Here is a 26,326-nt window from a genome sequence, read left to right as displayed (position 1 = left end):
GGGAGAAGCAACATGACCAGTCACCGAAGCCTGAATCCAGTCAGCCATCCAGGTATAGGAGTGCTGACTCTTACCGGCACTTGCTAGTTCCCCGTCGTGCGTCAGAAAGAGATGCCTTAGCCGATCGGCTGAATGGCCTCAGTGGCAGCTGACAGTACCCACACTAACCAACGCCTATCCTTGGGCCGACAGCCTCTGCGCTAACCTCGAGGGAAGGCCATCCAAGTTCGCGTGTATTCGGCGGCCTCTGAAAGCATTTGCCACACCATTCCTCACCACCCCGTTTCGAGAACGTGGGCCAGGCTGTCAACAAAGTAGTCGGCAGATTCTTGGGAGATGCATAGCGGTGGCTTGATCTTCAGGACGTTCAGATGATCGCCAGTGGGCTGCATGAAGACTCCTAGTTCGAGCAAGCGATTACAGATCGCCGCTGTTTCGTCCGTTGCAGGTTCGAGAGTTGAGCGGTCTTTGACGAACTCGAGACCGAGGTAGAGCCCCGAGCCGTGGACGGCCCCGATGAGGTCGTTCTCTTTGCTCAATGCCTCTAGGCGATTCTTGAGGTGTCGGCCAACGACGCGTGCGTTTTCCTGTAGGCCTTCGTCTTGGATGATGTCAAGTACAGTCATGCCAATCACTGACGAAACGGGGGATCCGCCGGTCGATGAGAAAAAGTATCCCTGTGTGCGATATCGATCAGCGATCTCACGACGGGTAACAACTGCTCCGATGGGTTGCCCCGCTCCGATGGACTTGGCGACAGCAACGACGTCGGGAACAGCTCCCTGCTGCTGAAAACCCCAGAACCATTCGCCGAGGCGGCCGAAGCCAACCTGCACCTCATCGGCGATGGCGATGCCGCCATGTTTGCGGATTGCCGCGTAGACGTCCGTTAGGTAGCCATCCGGCAGTGCGATGCCGCCTGCGTTACCGAAGTAGGACTCGCAGATAAAGCCAGCAGGCAGCGTGCCCCCAGCGGCAAGTTCGTCGATGATCTTCACTGCATTCGATGCATATCCGGCAGCTTCGTTGCCCCGTAGCTCTCCTCTATAGGAGTTGGCTGCTTCCACGGTATGGACCCATTCAGGGCGTGACTCAAGGGCATTTGGATTGTCGGCGATCGATGTGGACACTGCGTCGCTTGCAAAAGTCCACCCATGGTAGGACTCCCGCATCACGACGATGTCACGCCGCCCCGTGCTGGCCATTGCCAGTCGGATGGCTAGGTCAGTGGCTTCGGAACCGGAGTTGACAAAGAACACGGTGTCGAGCTCGTCGGGCAACGTAGCGGCAATCCGCTCGGCATAATCTGCGATTGCGCGGTAGTGAAACCGGGAGTTCGTGTTGAGGAGTCTCATTTGCCGGCTCGCCGCCTCGGCTACCCGAGGGTGGGCGTGGCCCACAGAAGCGACATTGTTGACCATATCGAGATAAATACGGCCATCAACTCCTATGAGGTATTCCCGCCACCCACGTTCGATCTGGGGTGGCACCGCATAGTAATGTTCCTGGACGTTCGCGAGGACACCTTTGCGACGCTCCAGGACGTCATCGTTGGTAGATCTGCTACTGGAGACGAGTCCGAGTGCCGGCGCAGGGTCGCTCAAAATCGCAGCCCATCCTGCCATGAGATCGGCTGTCACCATCGCAGGGGCATCGGATACTCCGCGCCGGTCGAACTGAACAAAGAGCTTCGTGCGTGCCGGTAAAAGATGAGTGCTTTTACGACCCAGGCCCACGGCCGATATCGTGAGCACCGCGCCGGCGATTGCGACGGCGATGGAGTCGTCATTGATTCTGGAAACCAGGGCTTCCGCTGACAAAGATGTTGGCCTTGAAAGCCAGAGCGTCAAACCTGTCGGAAACGTTTCTGGCACCGTCGGCGTCCGGATCGGCGAAGCGGTAAGCACCGCGGACCAGGCGGGCAGCACAACAGCGTCAACTCCGGTGCTCAGAGCCGCGGCGGCGGCCTTATCAAGCGTTGACTCTCTCATCCAGGCACCATTGTCATTAAGGCTTGAGGTGGTTCCTGCGTCAAGAGTTGTAACGACGCCCAGGGGCGGCAGCACGGATTTACAGGTCCAAGATGGGTTGTCCTTGATGGGCATCCCCAGAGCTTGGCGGACTGCCCCCGTCATCACCTCCGGTGGTACGGATGCCGCAACGGTGAGAATTCGCAGCTCGCGCTCGAGGGCGGCGTCCGCATAGGAATTGTCGGCATCCAGCCTGACCTGACACCGCCCACTTAGAACGAGGACGGCTCCTCGCAAAACCACCAGTGCCCAAAGTGCAGATACTTCGCTCTCATCGAGGGGACGCAACTTGTGGAAAGCACGGATCGCGGGCAAGGTCGTCGCCGGGGTCGCTCCATCATGGTGTAGGAGTGAAGAGATGGTGACCGCGAGTTCCCCCACCCGCCACGACGTGCACACATCGCCGAAGTCTATAACCGCATCAGGCAACCGTCCTCCATCCGGACGAAGAACGTTGTCATCGGTAATGTCGAAATGCCCCGCTTGCACCGGCAGCCTGTCTTCGACTTCTTCAAGAACCAGTCCCGCGCGAAGAGCCGATTCCTCAACGAAACGCCGGATGGATGAGTCCGGTTCCAGTGGAAGAAGCCGGTCGATCACCCGGCGGGCGTGCCGGAGATCCCACTGCAGGACCCGATGTGTTCCGGCATGTTCAAAATCCGCTAGTGCCAGACTCGTTCTAGCTGCGATTTCTCCCATACGACTGACAACATCGGGCGCCAAGTAGTCGGACCCCGTCAGCGTGCGTCCCGCGATATTCTCAATCACGCGCGCGTGGAGGAGACCTTGTGAAGTTTCCCACCATGCTGACAGTGGCCCCCGTGGACCCGTCACGATACGAGGTACGCGAAGCGTGTTCTGGTTTTGCGCTAGAAGCAGCGCGGCCTGATCCTGCATTTGGATCTCGGCGAAACTGAAAGCCGGGTTGCTGATTTTGAGCACCCCTTTGGGGTGGGGCGACCCGTGTTCGAACAATCGAAAGTTCTGATCCTGCTGGCTGCCAAGGGCTTCGACCGAGATCTCTAAACCGAAGGTGCTGGCGACAAGGTCCAAGACTTCAGTGGGTTCGAGTGTGGGAGTCGGCAGTTCGACCTGATCGAAATAGTTGAAAATATTTTGAGGCATGGTGCTCCTTTGCGGGGAAAGTGTGTGCGCCCAGTCGTCAGATGGGCAGTCAGCTTAGAGGGGCGCGTGCTTGGATGTTCCCAAGGCGCCAGCCACGGCGCCGCTGGAGCTGCGGACAGCGAGCGTTACCAAGGGACCGTATGCTGGCCGCCACTCGCTGTGTCGATGGTTGTAGGCATTGGCATGGGTCGACCAGCTCCCCACGATCCGAGTTCCTTCCAGCACTGTCGGTGCAGGTTGCCCGTCCACGAAGGCTGCACACTCTGATGCTCTACCTGCTGTTACCGTTGCGACGAAACGGACAGTGGTGTTGGTGGTGGTTCTTTCTACCTCGACGTCTTCGATTCGCACCTCGAGAGAGTCGGATCCGGGAGGGAGGCTGACCGGAAACAGCGCCTCCCCCGGTAGCGGTGGCGTTCGCGGAGGTACGGCGCGTCGTGGTCGGAGTTTTTCCATCGTTGAGGCCAGTTGCAGTAGGCGCATGTCGTCGTATGCAGGGCCAGCGACGGTGACGCCAACCGGCATCCGGGTATCTGACATTGTCCCCAATGGAAGGGTCCAAGTGGGAATGCCAAGGTGTCGTGGTACAAGGTTGCCGTTCGAAACCCAGACGCCGTTGCGCCAGGCGACATCGGCAGACGACGGGTTAACATCTGAGTCGGAGGGTCCAACGTCAGCGGCGGAAGGGAATATCACCGCATCAAAGCCGTTTCCTGACAACCAATCCTCGAAGTCCTCTTTGCGTGTGCGTTCGAGACCACGCAACCCGTCTTCGAGAGTCACAACTTGCTTCCACTCGGTGACCCCATCCTCGGCCATTGCAACAAAATCTGAAAGGTCGTAGGCGATGTCAAACTCAAAGATGCCGTATCTGTCAGGCAGGGCTCCTTTGGGCTGCGGAAAGATGAGTTCAGCCTTCGCTTTGGCCAAGCCATCGATTGCCGGGTCGCCGTTCTGACGCAGGAAGTTGTCCAGCGCCCAGGCCGATAACATTCCGACTTCATCGCTGAGGAAGTCTTTACTCACCCATCCTCGATCGACAAAATCCCGATCGCCATCGTGGAGCCGCTCGTAGTTGTCCACTACAGGGAATGGAGTCTCGATGACCTCGGCACCGGCCTTCCGTAGATCATCACACAGCCCCTCCCACAGGGCCATAATCGATTTCCGGGTCTCAATAGGGTATCTGCTCGTCGGGTCAGCATTCACGTAGTTCCGGGGTACCGCCAAGCGAAGCCCGGCCAATGGAAGGTCGGGAATGGCGGTATATGAATCCGGCCGCATCGTGGACGGCTTTGGTAACGGGATCCACGGCTGCAAACGCCACAAATCGCCCTCCGACGATGGGTCGTCAGCGACGATGACGTCGAGTATGTGCTTCATGTCGGAAATCGAACGGGTGTGCGGCACAACAACGTCCATCGTCGGCACAAGGGGCCAGTTGCCTCGGACGGAGATGAGGCCGCGAGAAGGCGTGTATGCGACCAGCGAGTTGTTCGAGGCCGGCGCTCGCCCTGAGGACCAGGTCTCTTCGCCGAGACCGAAGGCCGCGAAACTGGCCGCGGTCGCGGTCCCGGAACCGTTGGAGGAACCGGAGCCGAACGCCGATGTCAGAAATTCGCCACTATAGGGAGATTCTGCTCGCCCGTAAACACCGCGCTGCATGCCTCCCGCGGCCATAGGAGGCATGTTCGTAAGACCAAGGAACACGGCCCCAGCATCCCGAAGACGTGAAATCGCGAACGCATCTTCACTGGCCGTCAAGTTGGCGAAAGCCGGTGATCCGGCAGCAACCGGCAGGTCCCGGACGCAGTAGCTGTCCTTTGCGGTGAAAGGTATACCGTCCAACGGCCCAAGCATTGCCCCCCGTGAACGCCGGAGGTCTGAGTTCCGGGCCTCCGTCAACACACTCGGATTGATTGTTGATACAGAATTCAGCCTAAGTCCGGAGCGATCATAAAAGGCGACGCGGTTGAGATACCGGATCACTAACTCGACGCTGCTCACGAGCCCTGCCTCAAGTGCGCCGGATAGGTCGTCGATGTCGGCTTCGACGACTGTGAAGCTCCGCAAATCCATGGTACTCACTCTCAAGTGGAAGGCTCAGGCTACTACCTGAAGGACATATGATTTAAAACATACACCGTTTGTTTAGATAGCACTAGGCCCTTTAAAGCAGGCAAGCCTATCAATTGACAAGACATTTCACGCACCATTCCTTCAGAGCGTGATCGATTCCAGGACAAGGTTTTTCACAGCCTGTCCCTGCTGTCTTGGCCCTTCGTCTGCTCCGGTTCCCCCAAAAAGCCTGTTTGCCATGTCATTTTCGACCTCAAAGGCGCCACCCCGCAGATGCCCGCCCTGGACGCGGTAATCGGTCTGGGCAGGAAAGGGTGGCCAGAGGATAGGTTGGTGTTCTTGCACTGGTAGAAGGGATCTCGACCTGCGCGTCGGCAATCACTTTGGCAGCGGCAACCGGACCAGAGGCATGGGTCGTTAGCGATCAGATGCCGGCCATCTTTCTCGTGGGATTCATCCCGATGCTTCTTGTCGCTCTCGGATACGGGCCCCGAACACCGCCATGCCCGACTCCGGAAACCTCATTTACCCGGGGATCCCGCGCGTTCGGACCGTGGCTTGGGTGGCTTACCGGGTGAGCTCGTAGCTTTCACCACTTGTTCTTTTCAATCTTGCCGGAATTGCCGTCGATTTTTTGTCAAACACTAGCCATCGTCCCTAAAGATAAGTCGTGCGTCGGTCTAACCGACAACCACTTAATCAACCTCGTGATGTGCTTGTCATTCATGGCATTGTCGACGGCATCTCCTACCTCGGGATGACCTCGGCCATGATCTTCCAGTACTGCACGGTCGCGTTCCAGATGGCGGATCTGGGGTGATTCCTCATCGAGCTAGGCAAGGAAGCTGCGTCTTCTGACAATCCTGCTGGACCCACGCCCGATATTTCATGGTTTGACCCCACCCGGATGAATAGTTTCAGTGCCTTCTCAGCGGGACTTGCGGTCTCGATCTTCGTTTACTGGGGCTGGGCCACTGTCGCCACAACGGGAGAAGGAACCTAAGTCTCGCGGGGTCCTACTTCCACTGAGAGCACGGCGGCATCGATTCTGGTGGTTGTTTTCGTTAGGCATAGCAGCGGCGATGCTCTCCATTAATGGGCCAGGAGACACCGCAAGCAGCTTGGAAATCCGGGCTTAGCCGAGAGCGTGTTCGTGGTTCTCGTCCACCGAGTGATGGGTTCAGCCGCGATCTTTCTTACCTTCGCCATCCTCCTCGGCGCAATGGGATCGATAAACTCCACAGCGATCTCACCCGCATGCCAGCTGCTGGCCTTCAGAAATTGGGCTGCGTCCTGGCCTGGCGGACGCTACCAACATACTCAAACCCATCTCGAACGCGCGTGACGCGACTGGATCACTTGGGTCCTCAGTTGACAAGGACGCGAACGCCAATGAAAACCTCGGAAGTCGCTCTTCTTGGCCAGTTGGATCGAACACGATGCTGGGCCCCGACATGTCGAGAACACTTCCTAAAATAAAGGACTCGAAGGCAGTCAATAGGGGCAGGACGTCCCTACTTGTCCATCCAACGGCTTCTGCAGCGACCACAAAATCCTCGTACTCCGATAGCAGGACGGGTGACGAGGCGCGCGTTGTCATCAATAAAGGAACCACTCGCGGGTGACCGGCGAATGCCAGTCTGTACGAATGCGCCCATAGCCGGAGTCCTTCTTCCCAAGGGCATTCCCGAAGAGGCCGCGAATCTATGTCCGCAGAGACGATCGCCCTCACGTCTTCAATCATGGCGGCGCGATTTGGTACATGGTTATACAGCGAGGTGGGGTTTACACCGAGCGTCGCCGCGACGCGCCGAATACTGGCACCGTCGGCGCCGATGCGGTCAACGAGGGCGAGGGCGGTACTGGCAATCAACTCGCGGCTTAGCAGTGGTTGGGATGGGCGGGCGATGGCTGACCTCCTTGGGGATCTGATACCCACCCTACCCATCATGGCCAACGGCGCTGCCGCCTGACGTCCGAAATGCCTCGCACTACGCGGCTACGGGCTTGGCATTGATCTCGTACGCGACAATCTTGGTGTCCTTCAGCGACCCCTTGTCCGGTGCCGCCAATGACGTTGCCCGCTTTGTTGTTCATTGCCCCTCCACCGCACATCAGATGGATGAATCCCCGCATCATGACCGAGTGTCCAGAGGAAAACGACTGCCACAGCTGCCCCGCGGCTGCAGGGCAGCCATTGGACGCGCTTCGGAACTCCTGGCCGGTAGGCGTTTCAGATTACGCTTCTGTAGCTTATATCGTCTATCAGTGAACTTGTTTTGCGGAAGATTGGGCTCCATTAGGGCCGATTCGCTTCAAAAGTAATTCACTACTTGACTAAAATAACTACTATACGTAGTGTGGCTTCATTCGGAAAACTGGTGACGAAGGCAGGACGGCTGGACTGGCTTGTCCCCCAAAATGCAGCGTGGGCAGTCGACAACCAACCTGCGCAGTTGACAACCAAGGAGTGTCAGACGATGAATCATGAGGATCTAACGCGGCATCTGATAGCGCTGGAGCGTCGGGTCGAAAATCTCGAGTCGGCACAGGCGATAGCCACGCTTCACCACAAGTACATTCGCGATCTCGCGGCGCGCGACTGGCAAGCAGTGGCTTCCGCCTATACGGAGGACGCGGTATGCGACATCCGTCATCACGGAGTGCACCGGGGACGCGACGCCATCGGCGCGATGTTTACTAATGAATTGGTTCCCGTCGTACACAGCAACGATGGCTACATCCTGTCGTCGCCGGACATCGTGGTAGATGGAGACACGGGGCGCGCCACGTGGACGTGGCACCGGCTGCAGGCTGATTTTAAAACGTCCCTCGGCATGCTTCGAGTATGGGGTCCATGGTCCGAGGGGCGCTACGAGACGGAGTATGTCCGGCAGGACGGCGAGTGGAAAATCTCCAAACTTTGGTTCCGTGTCCACGCGCCCGATCCTGATCAGGAGATGGTCGACATCGGTATCGCTGGCGGCGTGATCGGTGGTGGAACTCGGCGGATTTGAAGTCCCCTAACATGGGCGGGGGCGCCAATGTCGCTCGGGAGAGATGCTCGATCACCTTTGTCTTATCGAGTCCGCATTCTGCCCAGGTCTTGAGAGGCTCGTACAAAGCGGGAAGGCAGGAAGCCGGATCGCCAAGGTCCAAAGGCCAACCTCAGCGCAATGGTTGGCGCTGATGAGCCGAACCCGCTCGGACTCGTTCGTCATGGCACTTCAAACCAGGGAGCACGCTCCATTGCTGGCCGACCAAGAGGAAACCAACATCAACCAATTGGCGATGTAGCACCAGGGCGGAAAGATCGGCGAACCGCACGGACGGCAAGAACTGCCGTCCGTGCTTTCTGCGTCGCGCCAACCTTTCAGCCTCATCTGAAGACGCTCAACACGTACCTGGTCAGGTCGAAGCGCCGGGGTTGCCAAAACACCGGAGATCTTAAATCGGCCGCTCGAGCAGTGGGACTTAAATCAAGGCGAGCTGGTGATTCCCTGTCGCAACCAAATCTGGCTACTCGCCGGCACCCTGAATAACACATCTTCTCGTGTCCGCTGCACCTTGGCCCCTCGTCCCGGCGTCGTGCCGTGTTCCCAACTGCCCCCGCCCAGCGCATGTGCAACGCGACGCCGGAATGCCGGCGTGATGGGATGGTTCACCTATCCTCCAGCAAGGCCGCCTCAAGACAGAGAAGTTGGTCGTAGAACCGATCCCGTCCTCGACGTCGGTTTGGCGGAGCGCTTTTGCAGCTTAGCCTCAGTTATGGGGCCACAGCGACATCCTGCTTGGCGGCTACGCCGTTCACGGTTGCGAGCGACCGTGACGACCACTCCTTGGTGACGACCACTCCTTGGTATGGAGCCGGCATGCGGACAGATCAGCTTTCACCGCCTTCTCCCGGTCGTCAGGCACGGGTCACGAGCCGTCGGCGATTGTTTGGGGCAGGCACCTTCACCTCAAGCCGCAGACCCACGCCGCTGGCTTTATCTCCCCGGCGTACTCTGCCCACGCCCCCCCTCATATCGATCAAGGCAGGGTTCACCCTTGGATAACGCGTAGCAATCAGTTCAGTCATGAACTGTCGTAGATTTTCTTCGTTCATCATGACCCGCGTCTTTCCGGGGGTTTTCGGACTACTCCGCCCCTAAAGTTTCCCAAATATAATTCAGTTGTTGACTACATCACATTTTGCTCTTAGCCTTGTTTTGATGCAGGACCCGGCCGCAAAACAAGCGGCGGTACTTCGACAACCGCGAAGCCGCTCGACCTCAACGAAGACGACAGCTCCACAGCATGTGATATCCCAAGAGACTCATTCCATCGCACTACAGAGGAGTAGAGATGGCTCAAATTTGGAAGCCCCGAACCGCCCACCTATCGGGAGCGGCGCTTCTCGTCGCCGCTACCCTGGCCCTCAGCGCATGTTCCGGCAACGGGACAGGTGAAGGCCTGTCGCAAGCCAACCTCGACGAGGTTCATATCGATCTGTCTACCGCAGTAACCTCGATTGATCCGGCCGCGGGCCCTTACTTGTCCGACTCAGTGATCGTTGGATTGACTACTGGCCGGCTGGTGCGGTTCGTCAAGGGCAGTGCGACCAAGACGGAGCCCATGCTCGCCGAGAGCTTGACCGCCTCTGATGACGCCAAGAACTATACGGTCGTTCTTAAGCCCGACTTGACGTTTTCCGATGGCTCGCCTTTGACGAGCACAGACGTGGTTGCCTCCCTCACCAGGTTGCGCGACACCCCTGGTCCCAATCAAAGCTATGCCGAGCTCATCGCCGACCTGGCAGCGCCGGACAAGACAACAGTGAAGATCAGCCTGAACGCTCCCTCAGCGGACTTTGGGCAGATGCTGGCAGTGCCAGCGATGGGCATCCTTCCTGCCGCAGCGGCGACAGATAAAAACTACTTCCAGGGTAAGCCGGTCTTCTCCGGTTCTTACGCTCCCGAGGGAAATGTCAAGGAGAATTCGTTCACACTGGTCAGAAACGAGAGGTTTGGAGGAACGAAGCCCAAAATCAAGAAGCTGGCGTTCAGCGTCGTGGCCGACACCCCGACCAGCGTCAAGCGGTTGCAGAGCGGAGATGTTGACCTCGTTCCCACATTGCCACAGGACGTGTCGGATCAGATCTCAGGGGATCTGACGGCTCCGATGGTCGACGGCCTGGCGAGTATGTTCATCGTGCCGAATAACCGCGAAGGCAGCTTGTTCCATGACGCGCGCATCCGCAAGGCCATAGCGTGGGCTATCGATCGCAAGACACTCGCGACTCCGGCGTACGGCGCTGATGCCAAAGTACAGACCGGTCCTTACCCTGTCATAGCCGAATACCCACAACCCGTAAAGGTCTATTCCCAGCAGGATGTCGCGCAGGCGAAGACGCTGCTCAAAGGGACGGCTTGCCAAAGCGGCTGTACATTCACCGCCAGCTACTTCGCCAGTGCTTCCGACGACGCTGGACGTGTGGCCACCGTGCTACAGCAGCAGTTAGAGCCGCTTGGGATGAAAATGAACATTCAGCCCGTCGAGGATCAGCAGTTCATCCAGAATTCCATCAACGGCGGATTCGACCTCAATGTCGTCACTTTCAGCAAATTCAATGTGCCGAGTTCCGCCGAGGGCATCTTCGATCCGAAATCCACCATGTGCATTTTCGCTGGTTGCAACAACGATGACATAGAGCCCGCGTTCAGGGCCCTGTTCGGGGCGCAGACACCACAACAGCAGGAAGCGGCATCCACTCACGTTCTGCAGGTTTTCGAGGACTGGACTCCGATCATCCCCATTGCAGGTGTGACGAGTCGCTACGGTGTTCGCTCAAATCTCGTTGACGTCATTGGCCTGCAGCCGAACTCGGAGTTCTGGATTGCAGGGCAGTAGGCTGCGCGCCGAAGTGTGGGATGGCGTGTTCCCTGGGGCAGAAGAAAACTATTTGAAAGCTGCCGCTGGCACCCTCCTTCCTGACAAGCCGGCTCCTTCATTTCCGGCGTCTGGTCAGCACGGATGAGCGCCACAGTAGAGGTGATTTCAACCACCCCCAGCGGCCACGGAAGGCAGCGCGGCTGGAAGCGTTTGATGCGGAGAGTCGCGCGGAGCGTTCTGCAGCTCGTGATTGTTGTCGTGCTGATTGTGGTCGGAACTGCCGTGCTTGTGCGTCTGGTGCCCGGCGATCCTGCCCAGTCAATTTTGGGTATGCAAGCTACGCCCGAGTCACTGGCTGCCCTGCGCGCTCAGCTTGGTCTGGACCAACAGCTCTCTTCCCAGATCCTGAGTCAGCTCTCAGGGCTCATGCACGGAGACTTCGGGACTTCGATGACAACTCAGCGGCCCGTTATTTCCATGGTTGGCAGCGCACTTCCCATCACGCTGTCGCTAGTGGTCACGGGAATTCTGTTCGCGCTGGTTATCTCCTTCCCGCTTGGTCTCCTGCCCGCCTTCGGAATGGGGCGCCGGGGCGTTCACGCCCTCCGTATCTCCATGGTCGTACTTGTTGCCATTCCGTCCTTCCTGGTCGGAATCTATCTATTGATCTTGTTCAGCGTTCAGCTTCACTGGGCGCCCGCGGGAGGTTGGTCGAAGGACGGGCTGAATGCATTGCGCTATCTTTGGCTTCCCAGCCTGGCTCTTGCACTGTTCATGACGCCGATCTTCGTCCGATCCATTGAGCGAGAGACGACGAGGCTGATGAGTGAGGAATTCGTGGAAGCTGCGATCAGTCGTGGTATATCCCGGGTGTCCCTAATCACCCGCCACGTCTTGCCGAACGTACTTCTTCCCGTCATCACTCTCATCGGGTTCAGTATGGCGGTACTGATTGGAGGTGCTGTGATCATCGAGGCTCTGTACGGGATTCCGGGAATCGGTTCAGTGGTAGTGACCGCTGTCGGGCAGCGCGATTACCCGGTGATCGTAGGGGTGACGGTTTTCACAGGGATTTTCACGGTCGTCATAAGCCTCATCACTGACGTCGTCTACACCATCGCTGACCCAAGGGTGCGTGTCCAATGACTAACATTCCTCTCAACACGCTCGTCGCCGCGCAGCCTAGGAAGCGACGTTCCAAAGAGCGCGGCTCGTTGCCCATAGTAGCTGGCGTTCTGGTGCTGGTGTTCTTCATCGTCATGAGCTTCCTTGCCCCTATCCTGGTCGGACATGGCCCGAATGCAGTGAGTGGTCCCCCGCTGGACCCGCCCTCTCCTGGGCACCCGTTCGGCACAGATGTTCTCGGGCGCGACGTTTTCGCCCGCACGTTCGTCGCCGTTCACGTCGACTACCTGGTAGCAGTACTTGGCGCATTGATTTCCCTCGCCATCGGCACCATTTTGGGCACTCTGGCCGGCACAGCCAAGCGGACGCAATGGGGTACGGTCCTGATGCGGGTAACGGACGCGCTCATTGCCGTACCCTTTCCGTTGCTGATTCTCATGATCCTGCTTACGGTCGGTAATCAGGTCAGTGTGCTGGGGACGGCTCCGGGAGTGTTTCAAATCCTCGTCGGTGTCGTCACCGTGGGCTGGTCGATTTACGCACGGCTCGCACGGGCGGAGTCTTCCGGACTGAGGTCGCGGGAGTATGTTATTGCCGCCGAACTCATGGGGTATGGGAAGTATCGGATTACATTCCGCCACATCATGCCTGCGGTGATTGCGGTCACAGGTACTTACGCTGTCGCCGATGCCGTGATGATCGTCGGGTTCGTGGCCAGCCTCCCGTTCCTGGGGGCCGGGGTCCCCCCGCCCACTCCGGAGTGGGGATCCATGATGTACGAAGGACGGGCGTCGATTGTTTCCGCTTGGTGGCAGGTCATATTTCCTGCGCTTGCTCTCACCGTCTCGGCAGTCGCAGCGTCGATCATCGCCGACGGATTGCTTGATCGAACTTCGAAGAAACTGAGGAAACACGAATGACTCTGCATACTGCTTCGGGTGCGCAGCCAACCCTGCGAGTCCGAGACCTTGAGTTCTCGTTAGGGGATAATGTCCGGCTGGGCCCGATCAACTTGGAGGCCGCGCCCGGAACGACCTTGGGTGTCGTAGGAGAAACGGGTTCGGGCAAGTCGCTGCTGTGCCGCGCTCTCGTCGGAATGCTAAGCCTCACAGGTGGAACTATCGATGCTGGCTCAATTAAGTTCCAGGGTGAAGAGTACGCGCGGGCCGACCGCCGCCGGTGGGCTCACTTGCGACAGCGACGCGTCGGGTACATGCCGCAGGCCTCAATGGCGGGCCTCAATCCTGTGCGCAAGGTGGGTGGTCAACTTACCGAGATTCTCGCCGGTTCCCGGGCAGCGAAGGTCGAGAAGGCGCGCTTGCTGATGCAACAGGTACAGATGCGCGATCCTGACCAGGTTCTTCGCAGCTATCCACATGAGCTCTCCGGCGGGATGCGTCAGCGCGTAATGCTGGCATTCGCACTGGCAAGCGATCCAGCTATTGTGGTCGCCGACGAACCAACGACGGCACTGGATGCGACAGTCCAGAACGAGGTGCTCCGCCTGATCCAGCAAGTGCAGAAAGAACGCGACATGGCCATGGTGCTGGTCTCCCATGACATGCGCGTGATCCGCCGCGTATGCGATCAAGTGGCGGTGATGTATGGCGGCCGCATTGTGGAGATGGGCCCCACAACAACCGTTCTCTCCACACCGTCCCATCCATATACGAAGGCGCTCCTACAGGCAGATCCTATGCTTGCCCAGCGCAAGACGATGCTCGGTGCCATCGGAGGCGCGCCCCGACCTCCCGCCGAATGGCGGGACGGTGGTTGTGTCTTCCGCGAACGGTGCCCACTGGCCACTGAGCTTTGCGCCAGCCAGGTGCCTGAACTACGGACCGTGCGCGAGGGTGCCACTGCGGCGTGCCACTATGCAGAGGAGGTCCTGGCGGCATGAGCGACATTCCGGCAGTCGAGCTATGTGATGTTCGCTATCGCTACAGGAGAGGCGGCCCTGAAGTCTTGAAGGGCATTTCTCTCACAGTTGGCGCCGGCACGATCATGGGCCTCGTGGGTGAGAGCGGATCTGGGAAGTCAACCTTGGGAAGACTGATAGTAAATGAGCGCCAGCCGACTGGGGGCAGCATACTCATCGAAGGTAGCCGCTGGGATAGCCAATCGCGGAAAAACGGCCTGCGCCGATCTGTGCAGATGGTATTTCAGGACCCGTTTGCCGCACTGAATCCTTATCTGACCCCCGTCGCCGCCGTAACTGAAGCGGTTGCCGTCGCGGACAGGCAAGGACTACCCACCGCACGGGAGCGTGCGATCGCACTGCTCAGGCAGGTTGGTCTAAGTGGCGCCATCATCGATCGCGCGCCCAGTTCCCTTAGCGGCGGCCAACGACAGCGTGTGGTGATCGCGCGCGCCTTGGCCTGCCGCCCTCGGATCCTGGTGGCTGATGAGGCGACGTCCGCGCTCGATGTTTCTGTGCAGGCACAGATTCTGAACCTTCTCATGGGGCTGCAGCGGGATCTCGGATTGACGATGCTCTTTATCAGTCATGACATATCGGTTATAGACCACCTGACCGATGAGGTGGCCGTCCTCAAGGATGGCCTGATCGTCGAAAGCGGTGCGACGGAGCAGATCCTGAACGCGCCGCAGCACGACTACACTCGCGCTCTGCTCTCGGCGTTCCGAGAATCCGATCGCGAGCAGGACATGGACAGGATGAACCGGGGGCAACAGGTCTGAGTCCCCGCGGACACTGCCGTTGTGGACTCAAAGGAAACAGATGATGCGCCTTTTTCGTATCAAACCAACACCAATTCCACTGAAGACCTAGGATGAGGCACTCCACATGATTTACGAGCTTAGCGGTGCGACGGAATCACCATCGCACCTCCCCCAGCAAATCTCGGAGAATGTTGCCGTAATCAAGGACTCTGGCTACGACATCCGAGAGTTCACAATTACCGACATGGGACGCCAGTTCGCAGAAAACAACGGCGCTATGCCCCACCCGGTGCTCGCAACGTCTTATTTCACTAACCATGTCCTTACTGTCGTCCCGCTCCGACCTGAGAGGTTCAGCGGATATGTCCATTTAGAGCTTCTGAACCCTTCCGGCGGAGTGGAGTCGTCCATGTTCTGGCCCGATGCAGCCGGGTACGTCCTGCGGCGTGCCGACGCCTACGTAGGGCTCACCTGCAAGAGCGTCATCGTCGAGGCGCTCAAGAGGAGCGCGCCTGACAGGAATGCACGATTGTCGGTGGAGTATGACGGTCTTCTCTGGGACGCGATCGCAGCTGTAGCACGAGCTCTCCGCGCCCCCGCAGGTGGCGGACTGCTTCCGGGCCTCAAAGGGGCGGAACGAATCGTCGCGAACGGATCATCGCAGTCAGGCAGTTTCCTCCGCAGCTATCTGTCGGGGCATCGCGCACTCTCAAGAGGTGAAACGCGTGCTCTGTACGGATCGCTACAGGTGTATAGGGAACGCGTTGAAAGGCGATTAGCGGAGCTCGTCGAGCGGCGTTGGTACCTGCCTGAGCACACCCCTGCTGCCCTTAACCTCGCCCTCGGCGGCGTCCGATTCTGATGGTCCGAAATGAGCTCGACAGGAGACAGGCAATGAATTCCACGATTTTTACAAACGGTTCAGTCTATGTGACCGGGGTCGGTTCGCGACCGGCCTCGGTCGGCGTTGTCGATGGTGTTATCGCTGCAATCGGCCCCCGCGAGGAAGTGCGCGACCGAGTCGGTCATGCTGATGAAGTCGACCTTGCCGGCGGTCTGCTGAGCCCGGGTTTCATCGACGCCCATTTACACCCGATGATGGGAGGCACGGAACGCGGTCAGTGCGATCTCAATCATGCGACAAGTCGTGACGAGGTTCTGCGGATCATTGCCGAATTCGCAGCCGCCCTGCCCAAAGATGCGTGGGTGGTCGGCGGAGGTTGGCAGCAGGACCTTTTCCCAAACGGTCTGCCAACCCGCCAGGAACTGGACGCGGCAGCGGAGGGCCGCCCGGCCGTGCTACGCAGCGCGGAGAGACACAGCGCCTGGGCGAGTAGCGCGGCTCTACGTGAGGCGGGCATCAACTCGACCACACCTGATCCTTCCGACGGTCGCATCGAGCGAGAAGCGGACGGCTTCCCATCCGGGGCGCTGCACGAGGGAGCCATTATACTCGTCCAGTCCATCGCGCCCGAACCTGACTTGCACGCAATGCATCGCGGGCTGCTCGTTGCCCAGGATCACTGCTTCTCGCATGGGATCACCGGCTGGCAGGATGCCCTTCTCCGAATCCATGACAACGGTGTTGATGCCCTGGACGTCTACCTTCACGCATTGGCTCGTGGCGACCTGATCGCAAAAGTTCGCGGAGCTCTGTGGTGGGATCGCAATCGAGGGACTGACCAGGTTGCCGAGCTGATCGATCGTCGAGATCGTGCACGAGAATGGGCCCCCCGATTCCGTGCCGACTCCATTAAGATCATGTTGGACGGCACCTGTGCCAACTTCACCGCGCTGCTAACCCAGCCCTACCACGACAGTCACGGCCATCCGACCGATAACCAAGGAATGCGGCTGGTACCGTTTGAGCAGCTGGGGTCTGCCGCCAGGCAACTCGACGCCGCCGGCTTCCAAATGCATTTTCACGCCCTCGGCGATCAGGCAGTTCGTGATGCACTCGATGCGATTTCGCCCCTTCCCCGCCCAGCCGAGCGACGACATCACTTGGCACACTTGCAGGTTGTGCAGCCCAAAGATGCGGATCGTTTCGCCGCGCTCGGGGCGATCGCGAACCTGCAACCGCTTTGGGCCCAGAATGACGCGTATATGCAGGATTTGACTATTCCGTTCCTGGATCCTGACCTTCGCGGGTTGCAGTATCCCTTTGGAACCCTAGAGAAGGCTGGTGCCCGGTTCGCGGCCGGAAGCGATTGGCCCGTCTCCGACATCAATCCAGTCGCAGGTATGCACGTTGCCGTAAACCGGCAAGCTGCGGGAGCCCCGGGCACCGAGCGCTTCCTTCCGGAGGAAGCATTGTCGCTGACTTCGATTTGGGATGCATATACAGCTGGTTCTGCCTACCTCAACGGACAAGAGGACAGAGTTGGCAGGCTTTCCGTCGGGTATGACGCCGACTTTGCGATCTTCGACGTTGACCCATTCGCGCAATCTCCCGAGCAAATTGGTGAGGCACGAGTGACGTCGACTTGGGTCGACGGACGTGAAGTTTTCTCTCGCCACGTTTAAGCCTGGGCGGAGCGCGGAAGCGCCTTCTCCCTGCATCTGTCTGCTTCCCTAACAATCTCACAATGTCCGGATCCCGGGCACGATCATGTCTCGCGGAATCCGATCCGCAGAAAGGAGCCCCCATGCGTGAACCAGGGCTAGAACTACTCTTCGAGGCCACCGGCGCCCTCTCACCAACCGTCACTATCGGTAACACTGCCCAGGGACTCGAAAGGGTAATTCCTATACCCGCAGGAGGGCCATTCGAGGGCCCACGTATCCGAGGAACCATGGTCGGAGGCTATGACTGGCAATTGACCCGGCCGGATGGCGTCACCGTCATCGATGCGCTTTATCTTCTCGAAACGGACGACGGCGTCCACTTGCGCTGCCGCAACCGCGGGCTTCGTCGCGGGGATCCGGCTGTTATGCAGCGGTTGGCAGCTGGCGAAGATGTGGACGCTGACGAGTACTACTTCCGATGCGTGCCCGAATTCTCCGCTCCAGCCGGACGGTACGGATGGCTCAACGACAGCGTCTTCGTCAGCACAGGCGCGCGGTACCCTGACGCCATCAAGGTTCGCTTCTACCAACTGACATGACGCGCGGCAATGTAACCGACGTACCGCGAAGCCCAAGGTATGGTGATGACGATGACAGTGCAACAGGAACCGCCGAGTCCCCCTGACGACAGCTTTCTAAGGTTCGTGAAAGCGGCCGGGGATCGCACCGTTGCCGAGCTGGGGCATCTCGGAAGTGGACCCGGCGTGATATTGACGTTGCTCCTGCGGCGCGCTTCGCGGCTGATGGCTGACAGCGACACACTTGAGCTTCCCGACGGGCTCACCTGGGCAGGCTTCCGCGTTTGCTTCACCTTGTGGGTCGCAGGCCCCCTTGAACCCCACCGTCTGGCCTCATTCACGTCCATGAGTCGCGCCGCAATTAGCGCCGCACGCAAAGCGCTCGAGGCCCAACAGCTCGTTACATCTGTCGCCTCATCCACCGACCAGCGTTCGATTCTCATGTCGCTGACGCCAAAAGGTGGCGACCTCACCCGGGAGATCCACGAACGCGCTATGCGTAGCGCTACTGCAACGCTTAGCGCCCTGACACTCCCCCAGCAGCACATGTTGGTAGGGCTCCTCGGGCAGCTCGTGGGCGATGATACGACCGACATCGATCGGTCCGTCACTGACTTGGGATGAAGTGATGGATGGCCATGACAGTGCTTGGCGGTTTTAGAGGTAGTAAGCGGTGAGGGACGGGTGTTGGTGCGCCAGCTGCGCCAGATCCCGGGGGCAGGCGCAAGGACTTTTGAGGCGGCTCGTGCGTAGACACCTTCGAGGGTACGCCCGCCGTGGTGTTCCAGGTCGAGTTGGCCTTTGAGCGTGTCCAAGACCGACTCTAACCATTGGCGGATCCCGCCGAACCGCCCGAACCGTGGTTTCTCGTTTTTGCGGTTCGGCCGGATCAGCATGACACCGAGGTCTTTGGTGATGAACCGTTCAAAGTGACGGCCGGCGAGGATGACTTGCCCGGCGTGGATGTGCCTGTGCTCGCGCTCGAGCAGCGCCTGGGCGACTTCGCGTTCCCCGAGTTCAGGGTTCGCGAGCCCCAAATCACAGGCATGCCTTCGGGGGTGATAATCAGATAGAGCCGGAATCCCCAGAAGAAGCGCCAGTGCGAGGCGCAGGACCCACAGTCTGCGTGGCCGGACAAGTCGGAGCGTTTGACGGTTCCCCGGGACATACTGCAGTGCAGCGGAGTGGAGTCGATAAGGCGCAGGATCTCGTGCCAGGACGGGCCAGCGTGGTGGCGGGAGACTAGCGGTCCTGCCGCCGGGACCCGCTTATCGTACCCGGACTGGTCCGGAATCTCCGGGAAGTGGCGGGTTTAACACCCTCCGCCAACAATTGGCAGACCCCCGGCGCAAACAGCATCGGGGGTCTGCTCTGCATAAGGCCTAGCTAGGAATTACTCATCTAGGTGTGACGGATATTTTTCACATGCCGCCCGTATGGCCAGCTCCGTGTGCTCGGGCAGTAGCCAGCCCTGGCTTACCAGCTGGGCAGCACGGCGCCTTGCCAGCTGCGCATATGCGGCTTCGCCGCCGTATCTGGCATCGGCCTCCGCCCGCGTGAAGGGGACGTGTTCCCAGGGACGCATGATGTGTCGTTGGCTAGGCACGACATGCATGCGTACCAGGGGCAGCTCGATCTCCAGGTAGCGCAGTCCGCCCATCGCGTGCCCGGTCTCATCGTGTACTGGGACGATCCCCGTGTAGTCGACCCCCAGAGTGTCGCGTGTCAATGCTCTTGGCACATCGAACGGGATCGGGTCTGCCCGCGGGGGCGGGGTGCCTTCGCTCCACAGCACCAGATGCGTGATGGTGGCCGCGATGAGCCATTGGCTTCCATTGTGGCGCGGCGGATCTTCGCTGTCGAGGTCTTCTCCATCGGACAGCCCATTCTCAGAGCGTCTCGCTGATGTAGGAAGTAGCCCTGTCTCATGGCCCCGAGCTGGCACCTGGTAGCAGCGGTACTGGTCGCCAGGCAGGTCGCTGTCAGGGCGTTGGTGCCAGAGGTGCTGCACTGCCTCGTCCTCGCTGAGGTATTCGATGACCGGAACCGGTGGCCGGCTGATGGTACGCCTGTGGTCATCAAGAGCAATAAGGCCAGGCAGCGACTCAGTTGGAGTGTAGCTCGTATCCAGCTCCATCTCCCCGTCTCGGTCGATTTCGACGTAGCCCATCGGACCAAAGCCTCCGCTCGAGACTCCTATGAGGTAGCCATCTATAATCTGCGACTCTGCTTCGCCGCCGTTGGGCACCCCTCCAGCGAGGGCGGACGAGTGCTCCTCATGGAACCGCTCCGAGAGGTAACTGCGGAGGAAGCTTCCGGATTGGGACCAACCAGTGGCGAAGCGCCTCGACGGCGCACGCAATCCAAGGAGCATACCTCCAGCCTCCTCTTGATGCGTTGCCCCCGCTACTGAACCCAGAAGATCCCAGATCATGCTGTCATGCGGGATCAATAGAGATCCGTAACGCTCCGGATCGCGGCTACGAAGGTCAGCAATAGTTACCGACTTGCAAGTCACCCCGAGGTAGGCATCGCCGCGGGCCATCAGGTGGAAGCCGGCGTCCGGCCAGAACATCGGGAAGTCTGAACCGCTTGAAGGGTTTAGTAATTCAATATGGACGACGCCGCTGAAGTCGGCGTCACGCTCCGGAGCGATAACCATCACCCGTGTGGCGTATCGCTCAGACGAAGGGATGGCATGGGGTGTCCGAAAAACGCGGGCTTCACCGGATACCCGGTACTCGCGGCTTCGATATCCTGCCGAAGCCAGCGATGGATGGGTCAGTGTGTCCCACCCATCCGGGGACAGGAATGGCGGTCGGTCCGCGAGTTGGGCAATCTCTTCTACGAGAAGGTTCAGCTTGGGCATTTCACATTCCTCTGTTTTGAATCTACTCATCGAATTCGGGTGATCTTTCGCTGGTCGAGCGTATACGTCATTTCTCCGGCCAGTTGGATGATCTCGCCCTTGACGTAGGGGCGGAGCGGAGAGTCCGGCCAGTCCTCGATGACTTCGAGCGTGTTCTGGACCAACGCGCGGATACGCGTCTCATCGGCCTCCAGAACTTGCGCACGGACGTTCTCGCGCAGATGGCGCCACGCCACTCGGTAGAAGTCAAAGAATGCGTCACGGCCCACGAGGTCGTCCATCGCGCCATCCCAGTCAAAGACGATCTCGCTGTGTAGGTAGCGCTGGAGTGCGCCGATGTCCTGTGAATTGAACGCAGACAGATAATCGTCGTACCAAGTTTTAAGTGAAACATCCTGCATGGTTGATCCTATTCTTCGAATACCGTACTGAATGGGGCGGCGGTGGCTCCAGAGCGAGTCATGATCGGCCGTGGGCCGCGTTCACGTACGCCGCCCGGCCACGAAGGTTGCAAGAACCGGCACATCCTCTAGTGCATCCGCCTCGACTGTCAGCGGGTCTGATTCAAAGATGGTGAGGTCCGCGAGAGCGCCCAGTGCGATCACACCTTCGGTTGTCTCCGCGCCGTGAAGAGTCGCTACGGCCGACGTGTAGGCCGTCAGTGCCTGCCTGGCCGTAACTGCTTCCGCGGGCAGCACGGGGTCCATGTCGGTTCCGGGTGCGCGCCGCGTCCGCGCCATGGCCATGATGGTCCGTGGATCGAACGGCCCGGTTGGCCAGTCCGAACCCAGCGCCACGACGACTCCCGCCTCGATAAGGGAGCGTACGCGGAAGACAGTTCCGGTTCGCTCGGCAAGTCTGCGTGAGAAGACACTGGAGCCATCGACACCGAGCGACATGGCAGCATGTGCCGGCTGCATGCTGGCGATCGCGCCGCTAGCGGCGAACTCATGGACGAGGTCGTCGTCGGCGATCTCGACATGTTCGATGCGGTGCCGGGGTGAATTCTCCCGCCGTTCAAGCGAGGCGATGACTCGCAGCGCGTGTTGGACCGCGGCGTCACCAATGGCGTGCGTTGCCGTGGGGATCCCTGCGTCGTGGAACTGCCGCAGAACGGCCGAGTACTGCTGGGGATCGTCCCAGACTGAACGGGTCGATTCGCCGAAGGTGTCCGCTTCGCGGAGCCACGCTGTACCGTTGTCGATTGTGCCGTCGAGGAAGAACTTGGCCCCCTCGATCATCCAGTCCCTGCCACCTACGCCTTGCATGCGTATGATCTCATCGATCGTGTAATCGCCGTCTTGCGCCCCACTGCGGCACACCGGTGAGAGCCGGACCCGCAGTGGCAGGTCTGTGTCTGCTTCGATTAGCTCGAGAGCAGACACACAGCTCTGATCGAACGTGAGGGAGTGTGTCGCGGTCAGGCCGCTGGCCGCCATCTCGCGCAGCAGCTGCAGGAGTGCGTCGGCGCGCTCCCGGTCGCTCTGCACGGGCGCCATGTCTTCGACGAGCCGCATCGCGGCGAACTCTTTCAGGTATCCAGTCGGTGCTCCCGCCGTGTCGAGCACCACCTCGGCAGCGCCTGGCAGCGGAGTCGCCCCGGTAATCCCTGCCTCTTTCAACGCGCAGGAGTTCGCCACACCAGCATGGAAGTCAATAAGACGGAGGAAAACGGGATTCTTCGGGCTTCCAAGGTCGAGGGTTTCACTGTTTGGGTCTCCCTCGAAAACTTCGGGATGTAAGTCGCGACCGATGATCCACTGACCGGGATCCAATCGCGCTGCCTCCGCCGAGAGCCTCGCGACCAGTTGCCTGGAATTCTGGACTTCACCAAGGTCGATGCCGCGCATGCCGAGCAAACCGTGCACCGGGTGTGAGTGCGGGTCTGACAGACCAGCGCAGACAGTAGCGCCGGCGAAGTCGTGGTGGGATGTGGAGCCGGCTACCGGCCAGTCTGCCACTTCGGCGGAAGTGCCGAGGGCGACGATTCGGCCTCGTCGCACTCCAAGCGCGCTGATTCCGGTTTGGCCTCCCTCACCGGTATCGATGCGCCCGGCCGTCACGACGAGGTCGAGGGGAATGTGGGAGTCACTGATCATGCTGTATTCCTTTCTTGCGCCAGCTCGGTGGCCTGAAGCAGCTGCTGTGTGTATTCCTCGCGCGGGGCTGAAAACACCGTCTCTGTTTCTCCGTACTCGATGAGTTCCCCCTGCCGCATTACGGCCACGCGGTGCGAGAGGTGCCGGATGACCGCAAGGTCGTGCGAGATGAAGAGCATGGTCACGCCCGTGCGCGCTTGGATGTCGGCTAGGAGATTGAGGATCTGCGCCTGCACTGAGACGTCGAGTGCGCTGGTTGGCTCGTCCAGCACGATAAGTTCCGGGTCTGTCGCCAGGGCGCGTGCAATTGCGATGCGTTGACGCTGTCCACCCGAGAATTCGTGCGGGTACCGACTTGCCGCGTCGGCCGGAAGCGCGACAAGTTCGAGACACTCCTCCACTCGCGCCGCGACGGCGGGGCCGCGCCGGCCTTGGGCTGACATGGGCTCAGCGATCGACCGGCCTACGGCGTGCCTTGGGTCAAGAGTGTCGTTAGGGTCCTGAAAAACGATTTGTACTCGACGGCGATGGTCACGTAGTGCACGACCCCGCAGGGTTGCGAGGTCCACTCCTTCGTAACTTACCGTTCCGCTTGTTGGGGCCTCGATACGCATGGCCAGCTTCGCGAGGGTGCTCTTTCCCGAGCCCGATTCACCGACCACACCGAAGGTCTCGCCGCGACGTAGACCGAAAGTGATGCCCTTGAGCGCTTGGGTATGACCAAAGGACGATGTGCGGTAGTCCTTGGTGACCGCGTTGAAGCGAACGAAGGATTCAGGCCCCTCGGGATCCCAGCCGCTGAGCGTCGGGGTTGGCTCGACGAGCGTCAAGGCCGTCGTTGAGGGGCGGGCCTCAGAATCCGCCGACGATGTCTGCCGCTCCATCACTTCGCTGACGACGCTCAACCGTGTCCGGGGCGGGATATGAGCTCCAGGGGCGCACTGGAGTAGTGCAGCGGTGTAGGGGCTCCGAGGGGACTGGAGCACCTTCCCTGCCCCGCCTTCCTCCACGATTCGGCCCTTGTACATGACGTTGATGCGGTCGCAGTTGGCGCCGATCATCGTCAGATCGTGGGAAATCAAGAGGATGCCCAGATTGAGCCGGTCCCGAAGCTCGAGCAGCAGAGACAGGATCTGGGTCCGTACGGTGACGTCGAGCGCAGTGGTCGGCTCGTCCGCGACCAGCAGTGCCGGATCGGCCGCGAGTGCAATGGCGATCATTACACGCTGCCGCTGGCCGCCCGAGAGCTGGTGGGGATATTGGCGCATGCGCATCTGTGGATCCGGCATGTGGACCAGTTCAAGGAGTTCAAGGGCTCGTGCGCGGGCTGCCTGGCGAGTCGCGAGCTTGTGGATACGCATTACCTCGACAATCTGGTCGCCGATGGACATTACCGGGTTGAGCGCTGTCATTGGCTCCTGGAAGACCATTGAGGCCACTCGCCCGCGCAACGCCCGGAGCTGACGTTCGCTGGCTGTTAGAAGGTCGCGTCCTGCGACCTCCAGGCGCTCGGCTTGGATCATGGCACTCGGTGGAAGCAGCCCCATCGCGGCCGTGGCGATCGTCGACTTGCCTGATCCGGATTCGCCGATTATGCCGACGACCTCACCTGGGGCGACATGCAGCGAGACGTCGGATACCACGGGCGCGCCCGGGCCGTAGGCGATGCTGAGCCGCTCGACGTGGAGGGCATGCTGCTGGTTCATTGCTCGGTCCTTTGTTTAACCGGGGGGTTCCCGCCGGAAGGCGGGAACCCCGTTCGCTGTTGGGCTTGGACGTCTCAGCCTTGGAGCCAGGCGTCTTTCAGGTGGATCCGGCCCATGAAGGGGTCGGGCTTGTAGCCCTGCACCTTCGTGGAGAGGAACTCGTAGCCGAGTACGCGCGAAGCAGGAATCAGCACCAGTACATTTTTGGTGTATTCGTCTGTTGCCTGCTGAGCCAGCTTTTGACGCTTCTCGGGGTTCGGCTCGTGGATCATCTGCAACACAAATGCACGGGCCTGTTTGGCATCGGGGTTTTCTCCCCAGAAGTCGAGTACGCTCCCGCTTGTAGGCGCGAAATAGCCACTGATGTCGGACTGGGCGATGGCCGGGATCATGATGAGTCCGGAGGGAGCTGGCGCTCCGCCGAAGATCGCTGAGATCGTTGACCAGGCTTCTGCTTTGAGGTTGAGTGTGATTCCGACACGCTTGAGCTGTTCTTTGATCACTTCGAGGATGGGGACATCGGCCGCATTGATGTCTCCCGCGTAGGTGAGGTCGATGGAGATATCGCTGAGCCCCGACTTCTTTATTAGGCTCTTCGCCTCCTCGAGGTCGTGCTTGTAGTAAGGAGCATCAGCGGGATTCTGCTCGAGTTTGCGCGGATCGCCTGGCGGTATCGGCAGTGCTGACTCGCCCTTACCGGTCATGCCCACGCGGATGATCTCGTCGCGGTCCATCGCGAGCGAGACGGCACGGCGTACGTCGATATTCTCCAACGGCGTCCCGGCTGCGGAGATCATCAGGGACATGTTCCGCAGCACGGGCGCGGCGCCCGCAACGAATCCCGCGGCCTTGGCCTGGTCGGCGATGACTGGGTCGGTGACCTCAGCTGCCTCAAGAAGGCCTTGCTGCAGCATAGCTAGCCGGGTGGAGTTGTCGGGGGCTTGCACCCATTCGATGCCGTCGAGTTTGACGTCATTGGCACTGTGGAACTTCTCGTTCTTCTTAAGCGTGAGCTTGACGCCGTCCTGCCAGCTGTCGAAGACGAATGGGCCGGAGCCGTCGGCCGAGCGCATGCGCTCATCCTTGGGGGTGCTCTCGTACCATTGCTTGCTGAAGATAAACATGCCCGACCATGCCGAGGCAATCGGAAGGAAGGACCCGTTCGGCTGGTCGAAGGTGACTACGACCTTGCCGCCGTCGGCGACACGCGCCTGTGAAAATCCAGCGAGCTGGTCGGGCGCGTTTGGCGCGGCGGCGGAGATTGAGTATGCGACATCCTCGGGGGTGAGCGGTTTACCGTCTGCGAAGGTGACGTCATTGCGGATGGTGAAGTCGAATGTCCTGCCGTCGGCAGACTCTGTCCAGGCGCTGGCGACGCCCGGCTGGATTTTGCCGGCTTCGTCGACGGTGAGCAGCGTCTCGTACATTTGGGCAAGCACGATGCGGTTGGCCAGAGCTTGGGTACCTTCGACAGGGTCCAGACCACCGACTACCGGTAGGGAGTCGACGCCGTAGCGGAGCACCCCGCCAGTTCGTGGGGAATCTTGTGACGTTGGGGCCGGGCCGCTGCAGGCGGTCAGAGCAAGTGTGGTTGCGAGTGCGGCGCCGATGCCGACTCGCAGGAGCGTGCGTTTCTTCATGCTTGATACTC

17 protein-coding genes and 2 pseudogenes are annotated in these 26,326 nt (G+C 59.9%); 10 read left to right on the top strand and 9 right to left on the bottom strand.

Translation table 11 applies throughout. The features are described 5' to 3' along the window. Window positions 1-272: 272 nt before the first annotated feature. The 3 genes and pseudogenes from QRN07_RS15955 to QRN07_RS19805 all read right to left on the bottom strand — a co-directional run bounded on the left by QRN07_RS15955 (window position 273) and on the right by QRN07_RS19805 (window position 6,978). On the bottom strand, window positions 273-3,155 hold the full coding sequence (locus QRN07_RS15955) for an aminotransferase (protein WP_285241544.1): 2,883 nt from the start codon (window positions 3,153-3,155) through the stop codon (window positions 273-275). 405 nt (window positions 3,156-3,560) lie between these two features. Then, a pseudogene (locus tag QRN07_RS15950) lies at window positions 3,561-5,234 on the bottom strand (amidase); the annotation flags it as partial. Between the two features lie 1,249 nt (window positions 5,235-6,483). Further along, the gene (locus QRN07_RS19805; protein WP_350224300.1) at window positions 6,484-6,978 is read right to left on the bottom strand and encodes a TetR/AcrR family transcriptional regulator C-terminal domain-containing protein; all 495 of its coding nucleotides are present in this window, start codon (window positions 6,976-6,978) and stop codon (window positions 6,484-6,486) included. Between the two features lie 616 nt (window positions 6,979-7,594). Here QRN07_RS19805 and QRN07_RS15945 point away from each other — a divergent pair. The 10 genes from QRN07_RS15945 (at window position 7,595) to QRN07_RS15900 (ending at window position 18,625) form a co-directional block, all read left to right on the top strand. Then, complete coding sequence (locus QRN07_RS15945) at window positions 7,595-8,251, top strand: nuclear transport factor 2 family protein (RefSeq protein WP_285241543.1); 657 nt, start codon at window positions 7,595-7,597, stop codon at window positions 8,249-8,251. Window positions 8,252-9,581: 1,330 nt separating this feature from the next. Beyond that, window positions 9,582-11,126, top strand: a complete 1,545-nt coding sequence (locus QRN07_RS15940; RefSeq protein ID WP_285241542.1) for an ABC transporter substrate-binding protein — start codon at window positions 9,582-9,584, stop codon at window positions 11,124-11,126. Between the two features lie 123 nt (window positions 11,127-11,249). Beyond that, window positions 11,250-12,254: an ABC transporter permease gene (locus tag QRN07_RS15935; RefSeq protein WP_285241541.1), complete on the top strand. Its 1,005-nt coding sequence runs from the start codon at window positions 11,250-11,252 to the stop codon at window positions 12,252-12,254. Then, window positions 12,251-13,153, top strand: a complete 903-nt coding sequence (locus QRN07_RS15930) for an ABC transporter permease (RefSeq protein ID WP_285241540.1) — start codon at window positions 12,251-12,253, stop codon at window positions 13,151-13,153. The genes QRN07_RS15935 and QRN07_RS15930 overlap by 4 nt, the downstream gene beginning before the upstream one ends. Beyond that, window positions 13,150-14,133: an ABC transporter ATP-binding protein gene (locus QRN07_RS15925; protein WP_285241539.1), complete on the top strand. Its 984-nt coding sequence runs from the start codon at window positions 13,150-13,152 to the stop codon at window positions 14,131-14,133. Before QRN07_RS15930 ends, QRN07_RS15925 begins: the two co-directional genes overlap by 4 nt. Beyond that, a complete protein-coding gene (locus QRN07_RS15920; RefSeq protein ID WP_285241538.1) occupies window positions 14,130-14,933 on the top strand; it encodes an ABC transporter ATP-binding protein in 804 nt (267 codons plus the stop codon). Before QRN07_RS15925 ends, QRN07_RS15920 begins: the two co-directional genes overlap by 4 nt. Window positions 14,934-15,039: 106 nt before the next feature. Continuing rightward, window positions 15,040-15,777: an alpha/beta hydrolase domain-containing protein gene (locus QRN07_RS15915; RefSeq protein ID WP_285241537.1), complete on the top strand. Its 738-nt coding sequence runs from the start codon at window positions 15,040-15,042 to the stop codon at window positions 15,775-15,777. Between the two features lie 32 nt (window positions 15,778-15,809). Further along, window positions 15,810-17,441: an amidohydrolase gene (locus tag QRN07_RS15910; RefSeq protein ID WP_285241536.1), complete on the top strand. Its 1,632-nt coding sequence runs from the start codon at window positions 15,810-15,812 to the stop codon at window positions 17,439-17,441. Window positions 17,442-17,503: 62 nt separating this feature from the next. Then, entirely contained in the window at window positions 17,504-18,022 is a 519-nt protein-coding gene (locus QRN07_RS15905; RefSeq protein WP_350224298.1) for a DUF3237 domain-containing protein, read from the top strand. Window positions 18,023-18,067: 45 nt separating this feature from the next. Then, window positions 18,068-18,625, top strand: a complete 558-nt coding sequence (locus QRN07_RS15900) for a MarR family winged helix-turn-helix transcriptional regulator (protein WP_285241534.1) — start codon at window positions 18,068-18,070, stop codon at window positions 18,623-18,625. Between the two features lie 71 nt (window positions 18,626-18,696). On the opposite strand, the pseudogene QRN07_RS15895 reads toward QRN07_RS15900, so the two are convergent. The 6 genes and pseudogenes from QRN07_RS15895 to QRN07_RS15870 form a co-directional block, all read right to left on the bottom strand. Beyond that, window positions 18,697-19,313 (bottom strand): annotated as a pseudogene (locus QRN07_RS15895) (transposase); the annotation flags it as partial. An 81-nt stretch (window positions 19,314-19,394) separates the two neighbouring features. Then, entirely contained in the window at window positions 19,395-20,870 is a 1,476-nt protein-coding gene (locus QRN07_RS15890) for an alpha/beta hydrolase domain-containing protein (RefSeq protein WP_285241533.1), read from the bottom strand. A gap of 26 nt (window positions 20,871-20,896) precedes the next feature. Further along, entirely contained in the window at window positions 20,897-21,271 is a 375-nt protein-coding gene (locus QRN07_RS15885; RefSeq protein WP_285241532.1) for a nuclear transport factor 2 family protein, read from the bottom strand. An 81-nt stretch (window positions 21,272-21,352) separates the two neighbouring features. Next, window positions 21,353-22,969 carry an amidohydrolase gene (locus QRN07_RS15880; RefSeq protein WP_285241531.1) on the bottom strand — a complete coding sequence of 539 codons (1,617 nt, stop codon included), beginning with the start codon at window positions 22,967-22,969 and terminating at the stop codon, window positions 21,353-21,355. Beyond that, complete coding sequence (locus QRN07_RS15875) at window positions 22,966-24,675, bottom strand: dipeptide ABC transporter ATP-binding protein (RefSeq protein ID WP_285241530.1); 1,710 nt, start codon at window positions 24,673-24,675, stop codon at window positions 22,966-22,968. The genes QRN07_RS15880 and QRN07_RS15875 overlap by 4 nt, the downstream gene beginning before the upstream one ends. A gap of 74 nt (window positions 24,676-24,749) precedes the next feature. Continuing rightward, window positions 24,750-26,315, bottom strand: a complete 1,566-nt coding sequence (locus QRN07_RS15870) for an ABC transporter substrate-binding protein (protein WP_285241529.1) — start codon at window positions 26,313-26,315, stop codon at window positions 24,750-24,752. Between the last annotated feature and the right edge of the window lie 11 nt (window positions 26,316-26,326).

Source organism: Pseudarthrobacter sp. MEB009 (assembly GCF_030208875.1).
In the GTDB taxonomy this organism is placed as follows: Bacteria; Actinomycetota; Actinomycetes; order Actinomycetales; family Micrococcaceae; genus Arthrobacter.
The sequence above is the reverse complement of the archived record's forward strand: the minus strand, read 5'-3'. Positions and strand labels throughout refer to the sequence as shown.

Excerpts from the sequence above, each read along its gene's own strand:
- QRN07_RS15955 (WP_285241544.1), bottom strand. The coding sequence starts at position 3,155 with ATGCCTCAAAATATTTTCAACTATTTCGATCAGGTCGAACTGCCGACT.
- QRN07_RS19805 (WP_350224300.1), bottom strand. The coding sequence starts at position 6,978 with ATGATTGAAGACGTGAGGGCGATCGTCTCTGCGGACATAGATTCGCGG.
- QRN07_RS15940 (WP_285241542.1), top strand. The coding sequence starts at position 9,582 with ATGGCTCAAATTTGGAAGCCCCGAACCGCCCACCTATCGGGAGCGGCG.
- QRN07_RS15935 (WP_285241541.1), top strand. The coding sequence starts at position 11,250 with ATGAGCGCCACAGTAGAGGTGATTTCAACCACCCCCAGCGGCCACGGA.
- QRN07_RS15930 (WP_285241540.1), top strand. The coding sequence starts at position 12,251 with ATGACTAACATTCCTCTCAACACGCTCGTCGCCGCGCAGCCTAGGAAG.
- QRN07_RS15925 (WP_285241539.1), top strand. The coding sequence starts at position 13,150 with ATGACTCTGCATACTGCTTCGGGTGCGCAGCCAACCCTGCGAGTCCGA.
- QRN07_RS15920 (WP_285241538.1), top strand. The coding sequence starts at position 14,130 with ATGAGCGACATTCCGGCAGTCGAGCTATGTGATGTTCGCTATCGCTAC.
- QRN07_RS15915 (WP_285241537.1), top strand. The coding sequence starts at position 15,040 with ATGATTTACGAGCTTAGCGGTGCGACGGAATCACCATCGCACCTCCCC.
- QRN07_RS15910 (WP_285241536.1), top strand. The coding sequence starts at position 15,810 with ATGAATTCCACGATTTTTACAAACGGTTCAGTCTATGTGACCGGGGTC.
- QRN07_RS15905 (WP_350224298.1), top strand. The coding sequence starts at position 17,504 with ATGTCCGGATCCCGGGCACGATCATGTCTCGCGGAATCCGATCCGCAG.
- QRN07_RS15900 (WP_285241534.1), top strand. The coding sequence starts at position 18,068 with ATGACGATGACAGTGCAACAGGAACCGCCGAGTCCCCCTGACGACAGC.
- QRN07_RS15890 (WP_285241533.1), bottom strand. The coding sequence starts at position 20,870 with ATGCCCAAGCTGAACCTTCTCGTAGAAGAGATTGCCCAACTCGCGGAC.
- QRN07_RS15885 (WP_285241532.1), bottom strand. The coding sequence starts at position 21,271 with ATGCAGGATGTTTCACTTAAAACTTGGTACGACGATTATCTGTCTGCG.
- QRN07_RS15880 (WP_285241531.1), bottom strand. The coding sequence starts at position 22,969 with ATGATCAGTGACTCCCACATTCCCCTCGACCTCGTCGTGACGGCCGGG.
- QRN07_RS15875 (WP_285241530.1), bottom strand. The coding sequence starts at position 24,675 with ATGAACCAGCAGCATGCCCTCCACGTCGAGCGGCTCAGCATCGCCTAC.
- QRN07_RS15870 (WP_285241529.1), bottom strand. The coding sequence starts at position 26,315 with ATGAAGAAACGCACGCTCCTGCGAGTCGGCATCGGCGCCGCACTCGCA.